14 protein-coding genes are annotated in these 17,421 nt (G+C 35.0%); 5 read left to right on the forward strand and 9 right to left on the reverse strand.

Annotation, left to right across the window (positions count from 1 at the left end):
* Positions 1-70 precede the first annotated feature (70 nt).
* A complete protein-coding gene (locus ACFVR1_RS12320) occupies positions 71-562 on the reverse strand; it encodes a CcdC protein domain-containing protein (RefSeq protein ID WP_387584380.1) in 492 nt (163 codons plus the stop codon).
* Positions 563-1,095: 533 nt separating this feature from the next.
* Between ACFVR1_RS12320 and ACFVR1_RS12325 the strand changes: the two genes are divergently transcribed.
* Positions 1,096-2,595, forward strand: a complete 1,500-nt coding sequence (locus ACFVR1_RS12325; RefSeq protein ID WP_387584381.1) for a malate:quinone oxidoreductase — start codon at positions 1,096-1,098, stop codon at positions 2,593-2,595.
* Positions 2,596-2,951: 356 nt separating this feature from the next.
* Here ACFVR1_RS12325 and ACFVR1_RS12330 read toward each other — a convergent pair whose 3' ends face one another.
* Positions 2,952-3,476 (reverse strand): ECF transporter S component, encoded by a 525-nt coding sequence (locus ACFVR1_RS12330; RefSeq protein WP_387584383.1) that lies wholly within the window; start codon positions 3,474-3,476, stop codon positions 2,952-2,954.
* 370 nt (positions 3,477-3,846) lie between these two features.
* Positions 3,847-4,380, reverse strand: a complete 534-nt coding sequence (locus ACFVR1_RS12335; protein ID WP_387584384.1) for a GNAT family N-acetyltransferase — start codon at positions 4,378-4,380, stop codon at positions 3,847-3,849.
* Positions 4,381-4,872: 492 nt separating this feature from the next.
* Here ACFVR1_RS12335 and ACFVR1_RS12340 point away from each other — a divergent pair, with 492 nt between their 5' ends.
* The 4 genes from ACFVR1_RS12340 (at position 4,873) to ACFVR1_RS12355 (ending at position 9,894) form a co-directional block, all read left to right on the forward strand.
* Positions 4,873-6,087 (forward strand): ATP-binding protein, encoded by a 1,215-nt coding sequence (locus ACFVR1_RS12340; RefSeq protein WP_387584386.1) that lies wholly within the window; start codon positions 4,873-4,875, stop codon positions 6,085-6,087.
* Positions 6,088-6,097: 10 nt separating this feature from the next.
* On the forward strand, positions 6,098-7,006 hold the full coding sequence (locus ACFVR1_RS12345; RefSeq protein WP_387584646.1) for a response regulator: 909 nt from the start codon (positions 6,098-6,100) through the stop codon (positions 7,004-7,006).
* 102 nt (positions 7,007-7,108) lie between these two features.
* The gene (locus ACFVR1_RS12350) at positions 7,109-8,374 is read left to right on the forward strand and encodes a cation:dicarboxylate symporter family transporter (protein ID WP_387584387.1); all 1,266 of its coding nucleotides are present in this window, start codon (positions 7,109-7,111) and stop codon (positions 8,372-8,374) included.
* Positions 8,375-8,619: 245 nt separating this feature from the next.
* Positions 8,620-9,894, forward strand: a complete 1,275-nt coding sequence (locus ACFVR1_RS12355) for an L-cysteine desulfidase family protein (protein WP_387584389.1) — start codon at positions 8,620-8,622, stop codon at positions 9,892-9,894.
* 191 nt (positions 9,895-10,085) lie between these two features.
* Here ACFVR1_RS12355 and ACFVR1_RS12360 read toward each other — a convergent pair whose 3' ends face one another.
* The 6 genes from ACFVR1_RS12360 to ACFVR1_RS12385 form a co-directional block, all read right to left on the reverse strand.
* Entirely contained in the window at positions 10,086-11,387 is a 1,302-nt protein-coding gene (locus ACFVR1_RS12360; protein WP_387584390.1) for an MBL fold metallo-hydrolase, read from the reverse strand.
* Positions 11,387-12,706 carry an ABC transporter substrate-binding protein gene (locus tag ACFVR1_RS12365; RefSeq protein WP_387584392.1) on the reverse strand — a complete coding sequence of 440 codons (1,320 nt, stop codon included), beginning with the start codon at positions 12,704-12,706 and terminating at the stop codon, positions 11,387-11,389. The genes ACFVR1_RS12360 and ACFVR1_RS12365 overlap by 1 nt, the downstream gene beginning before the upstream one ends.
* Positions 12,707-12,807: 101 nt before the next feature.
* Entirely contained in the window at positions 12,808-13,632 is an 825-nt protein-coding gene (locus ACFVR1_RS12370) for a carbohydrate ABC transporter permease (protein ID WP_387584394.1), read from the reverse strand.
* Positions 13,633-13,644: 12 nt separating this feature from the next.
* Entirely contained in the window at positions 13,645-14,523 is an 879-nt protein-coding gene (locus tag ACFVR1_RS12375; protein ID WP_387584395.1) for a carbohydrate ABC transporter permease, read from the reverse strand.
* A 7-nt stretch (positions 14,524-14,530) separates the two neighbouring features.
* Entirely contained in the window at positions 14,531-15,574 is a 1,044-nt protein-coding gene (locus tag ACFVR1_RS12380) for an ABC transporter ATP-binding protein (protein ID WP_387584397.1), read from the reverse strand.
* A gap of 187 nt (positions 15,575-15,761) precedes the next feature.
* The gene (locus tag ACFVR1_RS12385) at positions 15,762-17,315 is read right to left on the reverse strand and encodes a bifunctional metallophosphatase/5'-nucleotidase (protein ID WP_387584399.1); all 1,554 of its coding nucleotides are present in this window, start codon (positions 17,313-17,315) and stop codon (positions 15,762-15,764) included.
* Positions 17,316-17,421: the final 106 nt, after the last annotated feature.

Below are 17,421 nucleotides of genomic sequence, written 5' to 3' on the forward strand. Positions count from 1 at the left end.
GTCCCTTAGTTTGTTTATCTGAGTGTCTTTTGTAATGTCTAATTCTTTAGGGTAAATGGAAGCTATGGTATCAAAAAGCCGAACCATTGCGCTGAAGTTCCCGATTCGATAAGTAGACTTTACGAAACTTATAGTAACTGGAAATTTTCCAAGGAATAATATAGCCGCATGCCGAGACGAAGAATAGCAACATTCGAGAATCCGAGTCCATATCAATTATTCCACGTATGGTCCACCTCACCGTGAAAATTAATATGAACAAAATGACGAATGCCAGACTTTTCTTCACATAGATCCTTCCGTTCTCTCGCCGTTCATATCCGGTCGTAAGAATTAAAGGGATGGAGATAACACATCCTAGAAACAACGCAACAGCAACTTCTACTGGTGTTACCTCTGCATTTGGGTTCATTATTAATGCCGATCCTGGTGTTAACAATAATAGCGTTATAATTATCCGGGTTCCATTGCCTCTAATAGGTTGGAACATGGAGCTAATTTGGCGATAAAAAATCAAGGCAGCAACAAGGATGATTATGATAAGAATAGGGTTATAGTTCAACATCAACCCACCTTTCTATTTTGTTAGTTGTTCATTTTTGAAACGGACTAAGCAGGAAGAATAGATATACAATGTCGTAAGAACAATATAAATAAAAGAAATATGATTCAGATTGACGCTGATTTTTAAAGTTCATTAATTCAAGTAGGATATCATCTGTAGCAGTTTTTTAACTTTTGAATTTCACCCTCCCGGCTGGATTTACGGCTTGAGACAATCAAATGTGAGCTGCATAAAAGTTCCACGGTAAAAAAATAACATTTAATTCAGATAAATTCAACAACTTTTGATAAGTTGAAGATAAGATGCACTTAAAAGAAAGCTTGTGTTCTTCAAATATTTTTGGAACTCTATGGAAGTACTTCTCCCTTTTTTATTAGCTTTAAATAGTCTATAATTATTAAATGATGACAGGTAGTATAACTATAAATAATTTGTTTAAACTTTGATAGGGTTATATAGAGACTGAAAAGGTGTGAGATGAGGTACACCAACATCTTTTCTGCAAATTTTAGGGTATAAGGATGGTAAAAATGAGCAGAGAAACTAAAACAGACGTCATCTTAATTGGTGCCGGAATTATGAGTGCAACTTTAGGGACACTTCTGAAAGAATTAGTACCGGAATGGAAAATTACAGTTTTTGAAAAGCTCGAAAATGCAGGCGAGGAAAGCTCTAATGAATGGAATAATGCAGGAACTGGGCATGCAGCACTGTGTGAGCTAAACTACACTTCCGAAAAACCAGACGGCTCAATAGATATTAACAAAGCTATCAAAATTAACGAACAGTTCCAACTCTCCATGCAGTTTTGGTCTTATCTTGTAAACAGTAAGCGGATAAATAATCCAAAGGACTTTATCATGCCATTGCCTCATATGAGTATGGTACAAGGGGAAGAAAATGTTTCTTTTTTAAAGAAACGTTTTGAAGCAATGTCAGAAAATCCTCTATTTCAAGGAATGGAATTTTCCGATGACCATGAAAAACTTAAGGAATGGATTCCGCTTATTATGGAAGACCGACCAGCAAATGAAGTTATTGCAGCAACAAAAATCGATTCTGGAACGGATGTCAATTTTGGTGCTTTAACACGCATATTGCTTGACCACTTAAAGAATAATAACGTTGATATTAATTACAGACATAGTGTTGAAAATCTTAAACGTACAAATGATGGCAAGTGGGAAGTGAAAGTCAAGAATGAAGCTGAAGGGAAGACTGAATACCATACAGCAAAATTCATTTTTGTAGGAGGCGGAGGCGGAAGTCTTCATTTACTACAAAAATCCGGCATTCCTGAAGGAAAACATATTGGAGGATTCCCAGTAAGTGGACTATTTTTAGTGTGTAATAATCCTGAAGTTGTAGAGCAACACCATGCAAAAGTTTACGGTAAAGCTAAAGTAGGCGCTCCTCCAATGTCTGTTCCACATCTTGACACAAGATTTATTGAAAATAAAAAATCGTTGTTATTCGGACCGTTTGCTGGTTTCTCACCAAAGTTTTTGAAAACTGGATCAATGTTTGATTTAGTAACTTCCGTAAAACCAGATAATATCGTAACTATGTTGGCGGCAGGCGCAAAAGAGATGTCATTAACAAAGTACTTAATCCAACAAGTTATGTTATCGAAAGAAAAGCGCATTGAAGAGTTACAGGAGTTTGTCCCAAATGCTAAAATCGAGGATTGGGATACAGTAGTGGCTGGTCAACGTGTACAAGTTATCAAAGATACGGAGGCCGGTGGAAAAGGAACACTTCAATTTGGAACGGAGATTGTTTGTGCAGCTGATGGCTCAATTTCAGCATTACTAGGTGCTTCTCCTGGTGCCTCCACCGCTGTACATGCTATGCTTGAGATACTTAATAGATGCTTCCCACAACATATGCCGGAATGGGAATCCAAAATTAAAGAGATGATTCCTTCTTATGGTGTGTCACTAATGGAAAACCCAGAGATTCTGCACGAAATTCATACTTCAACAGCAAATACGCTTGGACTAAATGAATCAGATTTAGTTAATAATTAATTCTTTGAATGTAGAAACCAAGGTATTTGATTAATGGACAATCGTTTATATGTAAAAGAGATTGAAAAGGCAATGATAAAAAAACAAAGAATCTTTGATCTATCTATAGATTGAAGGTTCTTTGTTTTAGAGATAAACATGTATATGAATTGAGATTAATTGCAGGTGGACACCTTCCAGGGGACAAGCATCAAGCTGCTTCGCCCAATCAATGAACTGAGACCTGTTCTCTTGGGCAAGTGAGAACCATAATAACCTTTTATTAGTTTGAAAAAGTCCGCAATTACGATAAAAGTTATAACTTTATCGTAATTGCGGACTTTATGGTTAAATAAAAATTGTGTATTAGTTAATAATTATTTAAAAACAGGAACTTTTCTAAGTAAAGCAGAGACTGGGATGGCAATAATGATTCCCACAACATTTTGAACTATGTTTCCAGGGATAGAAGCTAGAGGTATAATCCAGCTACCGTAAAGTACTCGTTCACAAATGTAATAAACGCCTAACATAACGGGAATCGAACTAATGGTAGCTATTAGATTGAAAGCAATACTGCTTCCTTTACGGCCGAACGACCAAGCAATTTTTCCAACTAAATATCCTTGTAGTCCACGTGCTACAACTGTGAAGGGTGCCCACAAGGTCCAACCAGAAACTAAGTCAAATAACCCCATACCTATAGCCCCAGCGAGAGCTCCTTTTTTCGGGCCAAATAATATAGATGCGATAAAGAGCATGGCTGTGCCAAGATGAACCAATCCCCCGTTTGCAGCGATAGGTAGCTTGATATTTAAAACGAGAGTTGAAACGAATACAAGTGATATTAACATTGCTGTTAGAATTAAATTAAAAGTACGAGTTTTTGTTGTTTTTTGCATAGACATAAACCTTCCTTAACTTTTTATCTTTATCAAAATCAGTGTTGTTATTACTTTTGGCGTGAGCTAAAGCGTATTGTTTCATATTTATTGATAACCTTAGCAAAGGATTAGTATATTTAAAAGTATCAATTTAGCAAAAAACTTAGGTGTCAGTTTGTAGAGAAATCGGAAAAATTTCAGTGTGGAATCATGATAAAACGAAGCTGATATAGTGTATCGAGGTTGTTGTAAAGGATGGTATATGGCGATTTAAGTCATTTATTTCTGTAATTCATTTCTTGCCATAAAAAACTCCTCAATAAAGTAGTTGAGGAGATTATCATTTAAAATATTTTATTAACATTTAGGAAGAGTTTGATGCTAGCGATTATAGAAATAACGCCATCACGAATGTATTGTAATATGAGCCATTAATGAAACTGTCTTTTTTCAACATGCCTTCTTTTTCAAATCCCAACTTTTCATACAATTCGATGGCATGATTATTATCTTCACGAGTGACGAGACTAATTTTTTTCGTTATCCCATTTGAGCTAGCCCAATGAATTAGTTGTTCCATCAATTTTCTGCCTATGCCTTGTCCAATATGCTCTTCGCTAACAACAATCCCTAATGTTCCTACATGTTTCATTCTCTGTTTTTGACTAGAATTAATAGATGCAATACCGATAATCTCCTCTTGTAAAATTGCCAACAATATAGTGGAGTTATGTTCTTGTCGCGTAGATTCTATAAACTCTTTATACTCCTCTATATTACGGTTAAATTCATTTTTCCCAAACGAAAGAAAATCTGTTTCTCCACCTACAATATTATAGAATTCGATCATTTGTTGGGCATTTTCTTTCGTCGCCTCTTTTATCATTACTTCATGATTATCTTTTAAATGGGATTTCTTCATGTTCTCAGCTACTTTCTATTGTGGATGAATGCTAATAGTTAAATTTTAAAACAAATAGAACAAAGACGTCTACTTTTTGATTTTTTGTTCTAACTTTTATATTAAAGTAACTTTTTTATCAAAATGAGTAAAAGGTGTGGAGATGATATATGTACTAAAACAAATACACAGTAGCGTAGGGGAATAATTTTTCAATAATGGGATTAAAAAGTTATGTTTTGTTAACTATTATCTTTTCTTCCAAGTCAAAACATTGAGAGAATGACTTGATATATTCAGAAGAAAGAAGTAAAACAAGTTGGTTAATCATTTAGTACTTAGAAATAGGTATGATAACAAGTACCATGAATTCAGACAGTGTATAGTAAAGCAAAGTATAAAAAAATACTGTATCTTATATAAAGGAAGAAAAAAATTCATTTTCAGGTGATACTAATGTTTTCTCGAACTAAAATTTTTAATAAGGATTTTAATAGGTCAGAAGGAGTCATATTGATTCTAACTGCCCTTTTCACAATGATTGCAAGTGAAATTAAAGTAATTCCTTTCGATGAAGAATCTTTTCGGTTTGGATTAGGAAGTGTTACTTTCTTTTTATTAATACTAATATGGACCCCAGTGTCTCTTTTAAGAACTGGTTTTATTACAGGATTAACAGTTGTTGGATTTCGCTTATTCGGGGATATAATATTAAATGAAGCACCTCTATCAATTAGCTTAAAAAATCATTTACCTGCTTTCTTATTTTATTTTTTATTTGGACTTGGATTTCATATTGTTAAAGTCGAAAAATATAAAGCATTGCCACTCATACTGGGGGCATGGGCAGTCTTATTCGAATTTATCGGAAATGGTGCAGAACAGTTAATGAGGCATATTTTATTACACAAATCAAATTTAAGTATTAAGGATTGGGCATTAATAAGTGGAGTAGCATTATTGAGAAGTTATTTTGCTGTAGGCTTATTTAGTTCTATTACCATATCTGAACAAAAGAAACGTATGCAAGAAATGCTTAAAGTCGGTTCTGATTTGTATGCAGAGACCCTCTATTTGCAAAAATCAATGAACCATATAGAACAAATTACTGCATCAAGTCACAATTTGTATCGACAATTAAAAAAGAGAGAATTAAATCATCTGGGTAATCAAGCACTACGTATTGCCCAAGAAATTCATGAAGTAAAAAAAGATTCCCAACGAATATTATCGGGGCTTACTAAAATAACTTCACAAAAAAATGATCAGCCTCTTCTTCTTTCGGATGTTATAAGTCTTGTTATTACCGCTAACGAAAAATACAGTGAACTTTTAAGAAAAGATATTAACTTTCATTTATCTGTCCAATATGATTTTGAAACGAATCAGCAAATTCCACTTCTTGCTTTGTTAAATAATTTAATTGCCAATGCTGTTGAATCTATAATAAATAAAGGTGAGATTAATGTAACGGTATTCGAGGACTCTACAAATACTTATTTCGTTATAAAAGATTCAGGTAAGGGTATTTTAAAAGAGGATATACCGATAATCTTTGAGCCAGGATATACGACAAAGTTTAATGATCAAGGGGTGGCTGCAACGGGAATCGGTTTATCTCATGTTAAAGAAATTATTCAGATGTTGGTAGGTCAAATTGAAATAGAAACACCGGAACAAGGAACGATTTTTCGAATCCACATTCCAACTGAAAGTATACGAAAGTGAGTGAGTAAAACTGCGTTATTTTATAGTAGATGATGATACAGGTAGTAGAACAATGTTAAAGAAAATAATAACAGAAGGAGATCTTGGTGTTGTAATAGGCGAGGCAGAAAACGGAGAAAGTTGCCTTCTGCCAATACTTAAGATGCACCCGGATGTTGTTTTAATCGATTTATTGATGCCAGTTATGGATGGTATTGAAACAATTGAGCACTTGAGAAATGAAGGGTATGAAGGTCAATTCATTATGATATCTCAAATCGTTAATAAAACGATGGTAGGAGAAGCTTATGAAAAAGGTGTAGAGTTTTTTATTCATAAGCCAATCAATCGTATGGAGGTCCAGAGTGTTCTTAAAAAAGTTACGGAACAATTTCGATTAAAAGATTCTCTTCAATCAATACGCGAATCATTAGAGAAAATTGGAACTGTTAAAACTGTTCAGAGACAGCAAAGTGTAAAGGAAATAGTATTATCCATACTCAATGATATGGGGATTATCGGAGAAGTTGGGAGTGACGATATAGTTTCTATTATGGAACATATTATGAATCAGCATAATGCAGAGACCCAAATACCTCCTTTAAAAGATTTATACGAATCCGTTGCCACCAAGATGGGGTTGAATCAAGTAGAGGCGAAAAAGGAAAGTAAGGCAATTGAACAGCGTATACGTAGAACAATTCTTGTAGCAGTAAATAATTTAGCTTCTTTAGGTTCAATCGATTACACGAATCCTGAGTTTGAATACTATGCTCCTCGTTATTTTGACTTTCAAGAAATTAGAAATCAAATGATACATATTAGAGAAAGTAGTAGAGAAAGAATAAAAATAAAAGTTAATAGCAAAAAGTTTTTGCAAGTGTTGTATATAGAGACAAAAGAAAAATACAAACAACAAGCAGAAAAAAATAAATATTAAAATGTCGTATTTTGTCGGATTCTATAAGTCATCCTTATAATATTGTAAAAGCTATTTTGAATACAAGAAAGCGTTTTCAATAAAAAGAGGGGTGACTTATTGATGAAAAAGAAGTTTAAATTCACTCTGGCATATCAAATTCTAGTCGGATTAATACTAGGTATTATTGTCGGAGCAATTTTTTTCGGAAATCCTGCAGTTGAAAAATATTTACAACCAATTGGGACTATCTTTATAAACATGATAAAAATGATTGTTGTACCAATCATTGTTTCTACACTAATTTTAGGTGTTGCGGGTACTGGCGATATTAAGAAGTTAGGTAAGCTTGGTGGAAAAACACTGATTTACTTTGAACTTGTTACAACTATTGCTATTGTTGTCGGTTTGTTAGCCGCAAATATTTTTAAACCCGGGGTAGGTTTGGATATTTCTACACTTACAAAAGGTAATATTGATCAATATGTTCAAACAACTCAGGAAGTTCAACATCATGGTTTTGCGGACGTATTAGTAAACATAGTTCCGAGTAATATTGTCAAAGCTATGTCAGACGGTAATATGTTAGCAATTATCTTCTTTTCCGTACTTTTTGGTTTAGGAATTGCAGCAATTGGTGAAAAAGGAAAACCTGTTCTTGCATTTTTCCAAGGTACGGCAGATGCTATGTTCTGGGTAACTAATCTTATTATGAAATTTGCTCCATTTGGTGTATTTGCATTAATTGGTGTTACAGTTTCAAAATTTGGATTGGAATCGTTGTTACCGCTCGGAAAGCTAATGATTCTTGTTTATGCAACGATGATATTTTTTATTATTGTTGTGCTAGGAGGAATTGCGAAGCTAGTCGGTATTAACATTTTTCATCTTTTAAAAGTGTTAAAGGACGAGCTGTTATTAGCGTATTCTACTTCAAGCTCAGAAACAGTATTGCCAAAAGTGATGGAGAAAATGGAGAAGTTCGGGTCTCCAAGGGATATTGTTTCTTTTGTTGTACCGACGGGTTATTCTTTTAATTTGGACGGGTCCACTTTATACCAGGCTTTAGCAGCGATTTTTATTGCACAAATGTATGGTATTGATTTAAGTATTGGGCAACAAGTTACATTAGTGCTCGTATTAATGTTAACATCAAAGGGAATTGCTGGAGTACCAGGTGTTTCATTCGTTGTTTTACTAGCAACTTTAGGAACGGTGGGTATTCCACTAGAAGGGCTTGCATTTATTGCAGGTATTGACCGACTCCTTGATATGGCACGTACAGTAGTAAATGTAGTAGGTAATTCACTAGCTACAATTGTTATGTCTAAGTGGGAAGGTAGATTTGACTCTGTGAAAAAAGAGGAATATTATTCTTCCATTGAATAAGAACAATAGAGTGACTAACGAAAACCGGCATCCAAATTGGATAGCCGGTTTTTTTGAGCATATGGATATTAGCTATTATCAAGTACATTTTGACAAAATCATCATAAATCCTACCATCATCGACCAGATGTATTGATGTTAAACAAAAAAAAGGATAGTATTTTCTTATATGGATTCTGAATCATTAAAATTGTTAAAGAGGCGCAAAAATTTCGTTAGTAATTTTTGGAAGTGAGTTGGAGCAAATGGAGAAGAATAAAATTTTATCTATATTAGAAAAGGAATTAGTTGTCGCACTTGGTTGTACGGAACCAGTTGCCATTGCATTGGCAGCTGCAACTGCGAAAAAGCATGCGAGCGGAGAAATACAAGAAGTTGTTGTAAAAGCTAGTGGAAATATTATTAAAAATGCTAAATCTGTTGGGATTCCCGGAATGACTGGAAAAGGTCTAGATTTCTCAGCAGCCATCGGGGCTGTTGCTGGAAACCCAAATAGTGGGTTAGAGGTATTAACTGGGCTTACAGCGGATGATGAGCGTGTAGCGTTTAAATTAATTGAAGAGGGAAAAGTAAAGGCGAGCCAAGCGGAAACACCGAAGAGATTATATATCGAAGTGATTGTTCAAACAGACAAACAGAATGCTCGAGTAATTATTTCTGACAACCATAGTAATATTACGCTAATTGAAGTTGATGGCGAACCTATTTACCGTGGTGGCTGCGAAAATAGTAGTGTTCAATCAGTAAAAGGAGATTTTGATAAGTTAACGGTCGATGAAATATATGAGTGGGTACTTCAGGTAGATGTTAATGAGCTCATACTTGTTAAAAAGAGTATCGATCTAAATAAAGTAATCGGAAATGAAGGGCTTTCTGGAAACTATGGTCTAAATGTTGGGAAAACCATACAAGAAAATATCAAGAAAGGAATTTTATCGGATGATCTAGCTACTGCTGCAATGTCACTTGCTGCTGCTGGTTCCGATGCGAGGATGGCGGGCTCAACACTGCCAGTTATGGCTAACTCTGGAAGTGGTAATCAGGGAATTGCCGTTACGCTGCCGGTCGTAGCGGTAGCAGAGAAGCTCCAAGTATCAGAAGATAAAATGATTCGTGCCGTAGCGCTTAGTCACTTAATTACAATCCATATTAAATCTAAATTCGGACGCCTATCAGCATTATGTGGTGTAACAGCAGCTGGAATGGGGGCAAGTGCAGCCATCGTCTATTTACTTGATGGTACTCTTCAGCAAGTAAAAGCTGCAGTTCAAAATACAATTGGTAATGTTTCAGGAATGATTTGTGATGGAGCGAAAGCGGGTTGTGCGATGAAGGTCTCCACCTGTTCAAATGTTGCGGTTCAGTCAGCATTGTTAGCCTTGAATAATCAAGGAATACAGTCTACGGACGGATTTATACACGATGATGTAGAAAAAAGTATTGATGCATTTTGTACATTGGGAAATGAGGGTACAAGAGAAACAGATAATTGGATTCTAAAGTTAATGATGGAAAAGTAATGAGAAATAAAAAAGTATCACGAAATGAGTATCTTTAGTTCTTTCGATTTTTATCGGCAAGCTGGCGAGTGGGAGACTTGACAGTTCGTCCGAGGAAAGAGAGCGAATTTTCGTCATTAAGGACATTACCGTTTAATAGAGCCTAAATATAAGAAAAAAGAAGACCCGTTTCCGTAAACGGGATCTTCTTTTTATTGACTCATTTTATTAAGAGTGGGAAGTTGGTAAGTCACACCTTTTTCAGGTAAGAAAGTTTGATTTGGACCTTTCAACAATTCAGGTGTAAAGCCGTGTAATGGAATCGTCACTTTTGCTTTCATAGCATCCGCCAACCATTTAATTTGTGTAGCTGTTGCGTGACCAGAAACACCGAGTACAACAAATTCCATTCCTAGTTTATCAATCCATTCCAACAACTCAGCATACGTAGGGTCAAAGCTTCCTAAAGGTACGCCATTAGAGTGAACATACGTCGCACCTTTCACAGGTAAATCTAATAAGGCTCTAATATGATGATAGGAAGATTGGAACCATACCGATGAAAAATTGTCTCGCACTTCATCTATTGTTATTGATTGTATCTTCTGTATTTGAACACTGATATTTGAGTTAGCTTGTTCATCTATTAAATATCGTACATGTGGTGCTTCTAAATTGAATGCTTGTACTATATAAGCAGTATCAGGTTCGAAGACAATCATTCTCTTCTTTTGCCTTGCTGCTTCGATCAATATTTCCAAACGCTTCACATTTCGATGGTAAATATTGAAAACTATCGGAGACTCAATTTCTAGTAAATCCGGTATTAACTTGTCTGCTTCACTTTGAATGACAGGATTAGAATCGAGAAATTCCTCTTGTACATTGGTTGTTTCGATTATTAATATATCAGGTGATCCTGCGATGTTCGGCAAATTTGCCGTATCCAAATCGGTTTCGTGTAGACGTACGTCACCAGAGTAGACAATCGTTGTATCTGGAGTTGTAATCCGCATAGCAGCGGCACCGATTGCATCGTGATTGACTGGGAAAAACTCTACTTGTATATTCTCGGATACTAATATTGGTTGATAATATGGTACACTCTTCACTTGACGTTCTACATCCACATTTGGCTCTTCACCAATTGTATGCAAATGTTCATATAAAGTTTTGCTATCTTCACTCATTATTATCGATATATCTGGGTGTACATACTGTAACAAACCAATATGATCTAAATGTAAATGAGAGATTGCGATTGTTGCATTTTTATCAACCTCATCTGTTTTCAACACGCCGCTAATTTTAGGAATCACGCCGATTGCTTGTAATTCTGAAATCATAGCTTGAGGGCGCGCTTGGACGCCCTCTTTATTTTGAAAAACCATCCCAAAATCTGCTATAAATCTTTCTTCTTTATACTTTACTTCAAAAATAGTTCCTCCAATTGTTTTTAAGCCAGCATAAAATTGAATGGTAGTACCACTATTTTCGATTGTATTTTCTGTCATCACTTAGCTTGATCTAGTGCTTCTTGAGCTTTTGTGCTCATTGCTTTTAAAGTTTCCGCTGGCGTTGCGTTATCATATAACATTTTATCTAATTCAGCTTGAATTGCGGTTTTCATTGCAAAAGAACCTGGTAAACGGACATCAATAAATCCATATGCGTATTGTTCATTACCTGCTTGATATGGATCGTTTGCTTCAATGAATGAAGTCCAATCTGAACCTTTTTGAGCAGATTCACGGACTGGAAGGTAACCTGTTGTTTTTGCCCAATCTACAGTGTTCTCAGGAGAAATAAGGAATTTCATGTATTCAAAAGCTGCTGTTTGTTCTGCTTCAGAGCTATCGGCAAACATTGTAATATTTGTTCCTTGGAAAGGAGCAGCTTGCTCAACACCTTTTGGTAGTGTAGTTGTTGACCATTGCATATCCCCAGCATCTTTCGCTACATATGCAATACCTGCACTTGAACCAATGTACATAGCGACGTCACCTCTTGTGAAAGGACCGGACATGTAACCATCTTCACCAGCCATACGAGCAGAACCTTCTTTAAGCATATTGTTGATAAATGTTAAAGCATTTAATCCTGCATCTGAGTTAAATAAAACTTTTCCTTGTTGTTCATCTACGAATTTTCCGCCTGCTTGTTCAACCCATAAGCTAAATTCAGAACCCATTCCGTTTTCAAAGCCCATTCCAACAACTTTTTTACCATCAATCTCTTTTGTTAAAACTTTCGCATCAGCTGCTAATTCGTCCCATGTTGTAGGAGGTGTTAAGCCGTTATCTTCAAAGTACTTTTTGTTGTAGAAAAGTACACGTGATGATTTATTAAAAGGTAATCCTAAAATTTTATCGCCAAACGTATTGTCGTTACGGAAAACTTCGCTAATATCTTCATAGCTTTGGTCTGCTGGGAATCCATTTTCTCCATTAATCATTGGGGCTAAATCTACTACAAGATTGTTCTGATTATAATCTGTCATCCACTCAGCGTAAGCCTGTGCAATTGTAGGTGATGTTTTAGCTTTCGCAGCAGCTAATAATTTTTGTGACAAATCACCGTAGCTACCTTGGTTCACTAATTTTACTGTAACATTTTCATGTTCTGCATTGAATTTTGCTGTTGCATCTTCTAACCATTTTTCATGTGTGTCACTCATTGCGTGCCAAAATTCTACTTCCACTGGTTCACTTGTTTCTGTTTTTGCTGTTTTTGTTGCTTCTGTCGAAGTATTGCTTTCGTTTGTACTGTTGCTACAAGCGGCTATTAATACGCTCACCATCATTATAAATAATAATAAAGATAACTTTTTCATGTTTAAATCTCCCTTATTTTTTAATGTTTTGAAACCGGTAGAATTAATAATTATCAATACTTCAATATCCCTAAGCAACACCTCCTCAAATGTATACAGGTTCAACCTTTAATCCCAGCTCCTGCAATCCCTTTGATGATATATTTCTGTAAGAAAATAAATAAAATAATCATAGGGAAAATAATCATCGTCGATGCCGCCATAAGCAGTTCATACACAGTTCCTGCTTCCGTTGTAAAGCTAGTTAATCCAACTGGTAAAGTTCTCATTTCTTTTGAATTTGTTACAATTAATGGCCATAAGAAAGCGTTCCAAGATCCAATCGCTTTCAATAAAATAATAGTAATTAACGCTGGTTTTGCGATTGGAATCATAATAGACCATAAAAATCTAAAATTCGTACAACCGTCCACACGTGCTGCATAATTTAACTCTTTAGGAATTTTGAGAAAGAATTGACGAAGTAAAAAGATAGAAAAGATACTAGCGGTCCAAGGAACAATTAATGCTTGATAATGATCAATCCAACCTAAATTAGAAAGCAAAACAAAATTAGGTACTAGTAATACTTCACCTGGAACCATCATCGTTCCAATCAATATTGCAAATAGCACATCTTTTCCCCAAAAGTTTAAACGACTAAATGCATAAGCAGCTAAGATGGTTGTAATTACTTCACCTAACGTACTTAAGACCATGACAATGACGGAGTTCATGAAATAGGTTGCAAATGGTGCTTTTTTAAATGCTTCCGCAAAGTTATCAAAACGAAATGTTTCTGGTATCCAAATAGGAGGCATAATCATGACTTCGTTACCACTTTTAAGCGATGTGGAAATCATCCAAACGAAAGGTAATAGCATTAAAACACTACCGGCACCGAGCATTACGTAAATAAATAACTTCGAAAGTGGACTGGTTTTCATGTTCTTGCTCCCTTAATAAGTAATTTTTTTCTTACTGAAATAAAATTGGATTAATGTAAAGATGAAAATAATTAGGAATAAGACATACGCAGCCGCAGAAGCAACTCCAAAATTCCATTCCCCGTAAAACTTGTCGAATACATAATAAACAACGGTTAGAGCACTATTGGAAGGACCAGCTTTTCCATCGAACAATGCATAAATCTCATCAAACACTTTAAATGAATTAATAATCGAAATGATGGATACAAAGAATGTAGTTGGTGCCAATTGAGGCAGCGTGACATGTATAAATCGATTCCAGCGATTTGCCCCATCAATTTTTGCTGCGTTGTAATAGGTATCACCAATCGTTTGTAAACCTGCTAGAAAAATAATAATGTTATAACCCAATCCCTTCCAAATAGATAGGATGATGAGAGCAGGCATTGCCCACTGTGTACTTGTTAGCCATTGAATAGGTTCAACCCCAAAGAAACTTAGAAAATAATTTAAGATTCCGTAATTAGAATGAAAAATCCAACGCCATACGATAGACACTGCAACAACACTTGTAACAAATGGGATAAAATAGATTGTTCTAAAAAGTTTATTTAGCACGGTAATAGAGTTCAGCATTAAGGCAATCCATAAAGACAAAATAATGGAGATTGGTACAACGCCTAGCACAAAGATAAACGTATTTTTCAGTGCCTTATGAAAGACCTCATCATTCCACAAATAAACAAAGTTATCAAAACCATATCGATGGACTACATCATTGAAAAAATCATAGTCGGCATAAAAACTCATTAAAAACGATTTAATCATTGGATAAATGATAAAAACCCCAATAACAAGCAGTGCTGGAAATAAGTAAAGAGTTGCTTTTACTGTATCTTTGAGTTTCATCGTTCATTTACCCCTTTAAATAGATTCTTTCTCCAGTTTTTTGGAAAACTCGAATATCTGTTTTGTCTGCTTGAACGCATATTGCTTGTCCCGAAACTATTTGTACTCCTTTTTGTAGGAATAAGCGTATTTTGTCATCTTCTGATCCAATAACAGCTAACATATCTTTTCCTATGCGCTCCACATATTGAACTTCTTTGCTTAGCCCAGTATTAGAAAGGTAAATATTTTCAGGTCTTACAGCAATTTGTACCAGTTGATTTGGTGCTTCAACAGATACTTCATAACCAAACGGGGTTTTTAGCACATTATCAATAATTTCTCCCTCAAAATAGTTCATTGGTGGAGAACCAATAAAACTCGCTACAAATTGATGATTAGGTTCATCGTATAGATTTTCAGGCACGTCAAACTGCATGAGTTCACCTTTGTTCATTAGTAAAACATGATCTGAAATACTTAATGCCTCTTCTTGGTCATGTGTAACGAAAACGGTTGTAATTTTAAGAGCTTGTTGGATTCTTCTGATTTCCTCCCGCATTGTGAGGCGTAATCGTGCGTCTAAGTTAGATAGAGGTTCATCCAATAATAAAATTTCCGGTTCTCTTACTAACGCACGTGCGATTGCCACACGTTGCTGTTGACCACCTGACAACATACTTGGTTTTCGATCCAATAAATGATCTATTTCCACAAGTCTCGCCATTTCTATAGCTTTGTTTTTTGCCTCTGATTTTTTCACTTTATGCATTTTTAAAGGAAACATAATATTCTGTAAGACTGTCATATGCGGATAAAGGGCATAGTTTTGAAATACCATCCCAATGCCTCGCTTCTCTGGGGTCAGTTTTGTTACGTCCTTTTCATTAAATAGAATGGATCCATCGGTCGGTTGGTAAAGTCCTGCAAGCATAAATAATGTGGTACTTTTTCCACATCCACTAGGACCTAAAATGGATACCAGTTCTCCTTGAGGAATAGTGACAGATAATTGATTCACTGCAGTTGTATTTGAAAATTTCATAGAAACATTATTCAGCGTAATAGTCATCATCATTCTCCTTAAATACTTTTTGTGTAGCACATCAGTATATCAAGGAAGTTTCGATAGAGCGTTGAGTTGCTGTAAAGATTCTATTAATATTCTGTAAATTTATTGATTAAAACTGAAAATGAAAAAAGAGAGTTGATAAGCTCAACTCTCTTGAAGAAAATTCTATAGTATTTACCTAGCTTTATTACCAAATAACTTTCCAATTGTGATTGACGGTTGCTTTAATAGTTTCTCTCTCAAGAATATAGTTAGCAAGAATTTCGGTCATATCCATAGTAATGTCTTTGACAACTGGTTTGTCTTTAAACATCATGTAATCTCCACCGCCTCCTGCACGATAATTATTCATGACGACATCATATTCCCCATCAAGATTTAAAGGTGTTCCTTTATAATTTAAAGTGGTTACTCGGTTCCCAATTGGATTTCGAATATCTAGAATATACTCAATTCCTTCCCACATATCGTAATTATAATGCTGGGGTTTTGGAAGAATATATGTTGGATTTACTTGAATTTTTCCTTCTTCATCTAAAACAAAGTAACGAGCATTTTGTTCTAAAGCATCTTTAATATCTTGTCCCGATAAACGAAGAACCTTCAATGTATTTGGAAACATATAGTTAGAAATAATGTCGCGCATTGCTACATTCGGTGCGAATCCTGGAGAAGAGTTGTTAAATAGTGATGTATTAGAAATTTCGACTCCTGCCGTATCCATTTGTACTTTGTTGATAAATTCGATAAGGGGATGGTCACTTGTTCTAACTAAAAGTGGGTCATCGATTAACATATCTCCCTCAATTTTTCCAATTGGTTGATCCAGCCACTTTTGTGTTTCTATTTCATAAAAAGAAGTCATTTTTAGAACTTCTTCGTCGGCATCTACATCATCCACTTCTAACAATTCAGAAGTTTTGTTTATTATTTCATTTTGATCATTCAATGTAAGAACTATTTTACCTAAAAATTGTCCATTATTAGAAGGTTGAATAATTTCTACCCCATTAATATTACCGGTTAACGAGCGATGTTGGTGACCTGTTAGTAAAATGTCAATACCTTCAACTTCCTGGCATATTGCATATCCTTGGTTTTCCCCAGTTAAATTTTCAGTTGGTTCACCCGTTTCTAAATCACGTTCAAAGCCGCCATGATAAGAAACAATCAGAACATCAGGATTTTCTTGTTCTTTAATATATGCAACCCATTTCTTTGTTTCATTTAAGCAGTCTTTAAAATCCAGACCCGCTATATTATGTTCGTTTTCCCAATTTGGTATGTAATGAGTCGTGACACCTAAAATAGCTATCTTTACAGAATCTATTTCTTTAATAATATAAGGACGACCAAAATAAGGTTGATTAGAGTCTTCGTTTACAATGTTAGCAGATAGCCATGGAAAGTTAGACTCATGTACAGCATGATTTAAAACGTCCATGCCATAGTTAAATTCGTGATTTCCAATAATTGCAGCATCATAAGACATGTGATTTAATAATTGAATCATTGGGTTCTGTTTATCTTTCAAAAATTGAACATAATAGTATGTCAAGGGAGTACCCTGGATTAAATCACCGTTATCAATCAGAATTAGTTGATCATCTAGAGAACGTTCCTGTTTTATTTTTGTAGCTAGCTTTCCGAAACCAAGATTTGCTTTTTCATTGTTTCCATAGTTAATAGGATAGACGCTACCGTGAATATCGCTTGTTTGAAGTATGGTAATTTTCTTCATAAATTATCTCTACTTTCTTTTTAGGGTTGTTATAAATAATATAGCATTATATCTTCAATGATAAAAAATCTCTAAATATTTCTGCAATTTATTTACAAAAAATTAA

It is taken from the genome of Psychrobacillus sp. NPDC058041 (assembly GCF_042885655.1).
GTDB lineage: Bacteria > Bacillota > Bacilli > Bacillales_A > Planococcaceae > Psychrobacillus.

Bases quoted from the DNA above. Each gene is read 5' to 3' on its own strand.
- ACFVR1_RS12325 (WP_387584381.1), top strand. From the start codon at position 1,096: ATGAGCAGAGAAACTAAAACAGACGTCATCTTAATTGGTGCCGGAATT.
- ACFVR1_RS12335 (WP_387584384.1), bottom strand. From the start codon at position 4,380: ATGAAGAAATCCCATTTAAAAGATAATCATGAAGTAATGATAAAAGAG.
- ACFVR1_RS12360 (WP_387584390.1), bottom strand. From the start codon at position 11,387: ATGACAGAAAATACAATCGAAAATAGTGGTACTACCATTCAATTTTAT.
- ACFVR1_RS12385 (WP_387584399.1), bottom strand. From the start codon at position 17,315: ATGAAGAAAATTACCATACTTCAAACAAGCGATATTCACGGTAGCGTC.
- ACFVR1_RS12350 (WP_387584387.1), top strand. From the start codon at position 7,109: ATGAAAAAGAAGTTTAAATTCACTCTGGCATATCAAATTCTAGTCGGA.
- ACFVR1_RS12365 (WP_387584392.1), bottom strand. From the start codon at position 12,706: ATGAAAAAGTTATCTTTATTATTATTTATAATGATGGTGAGCGTATTA.
- ACFVR1_RS12375 (WP_387584395.1), bottom strand. From the start codon at position 14,523: ATGAAACTCAAAGATACAGTAAAAGCAACTCTTTACTTATTTCCAGCA.
- ACFVR1_RS12370 (WP_387584394.1), bottom strand. From the start codon at position 13,632: ATGAAAACCAGTCCACTTTCGAAGTTATTTATTTACGTAATGCTCGGT.
- ACFVR1_RS12380 (WP_387584397.1), bottom strand. From the start codon at position 15,574: ATGACTATTACGCTGAATAATGTTTCTATGAAATTTTCAAATACAACT.
- ACFVR1_RS12355 (WP_387584389.1), top strand. From the start codon at position 8,620: ATGGAGAAGAATAAAATTTTATCTATATTAGAAAAGGAATTAGTTGTC.
- ACFVR1_RS12330 (WP_387584383.1), bottom strand. From the start codon at position 3,476: ATGCAAAAAACAACAAAAACTCGTACTTTTAATTTAATTCTAACAGCA.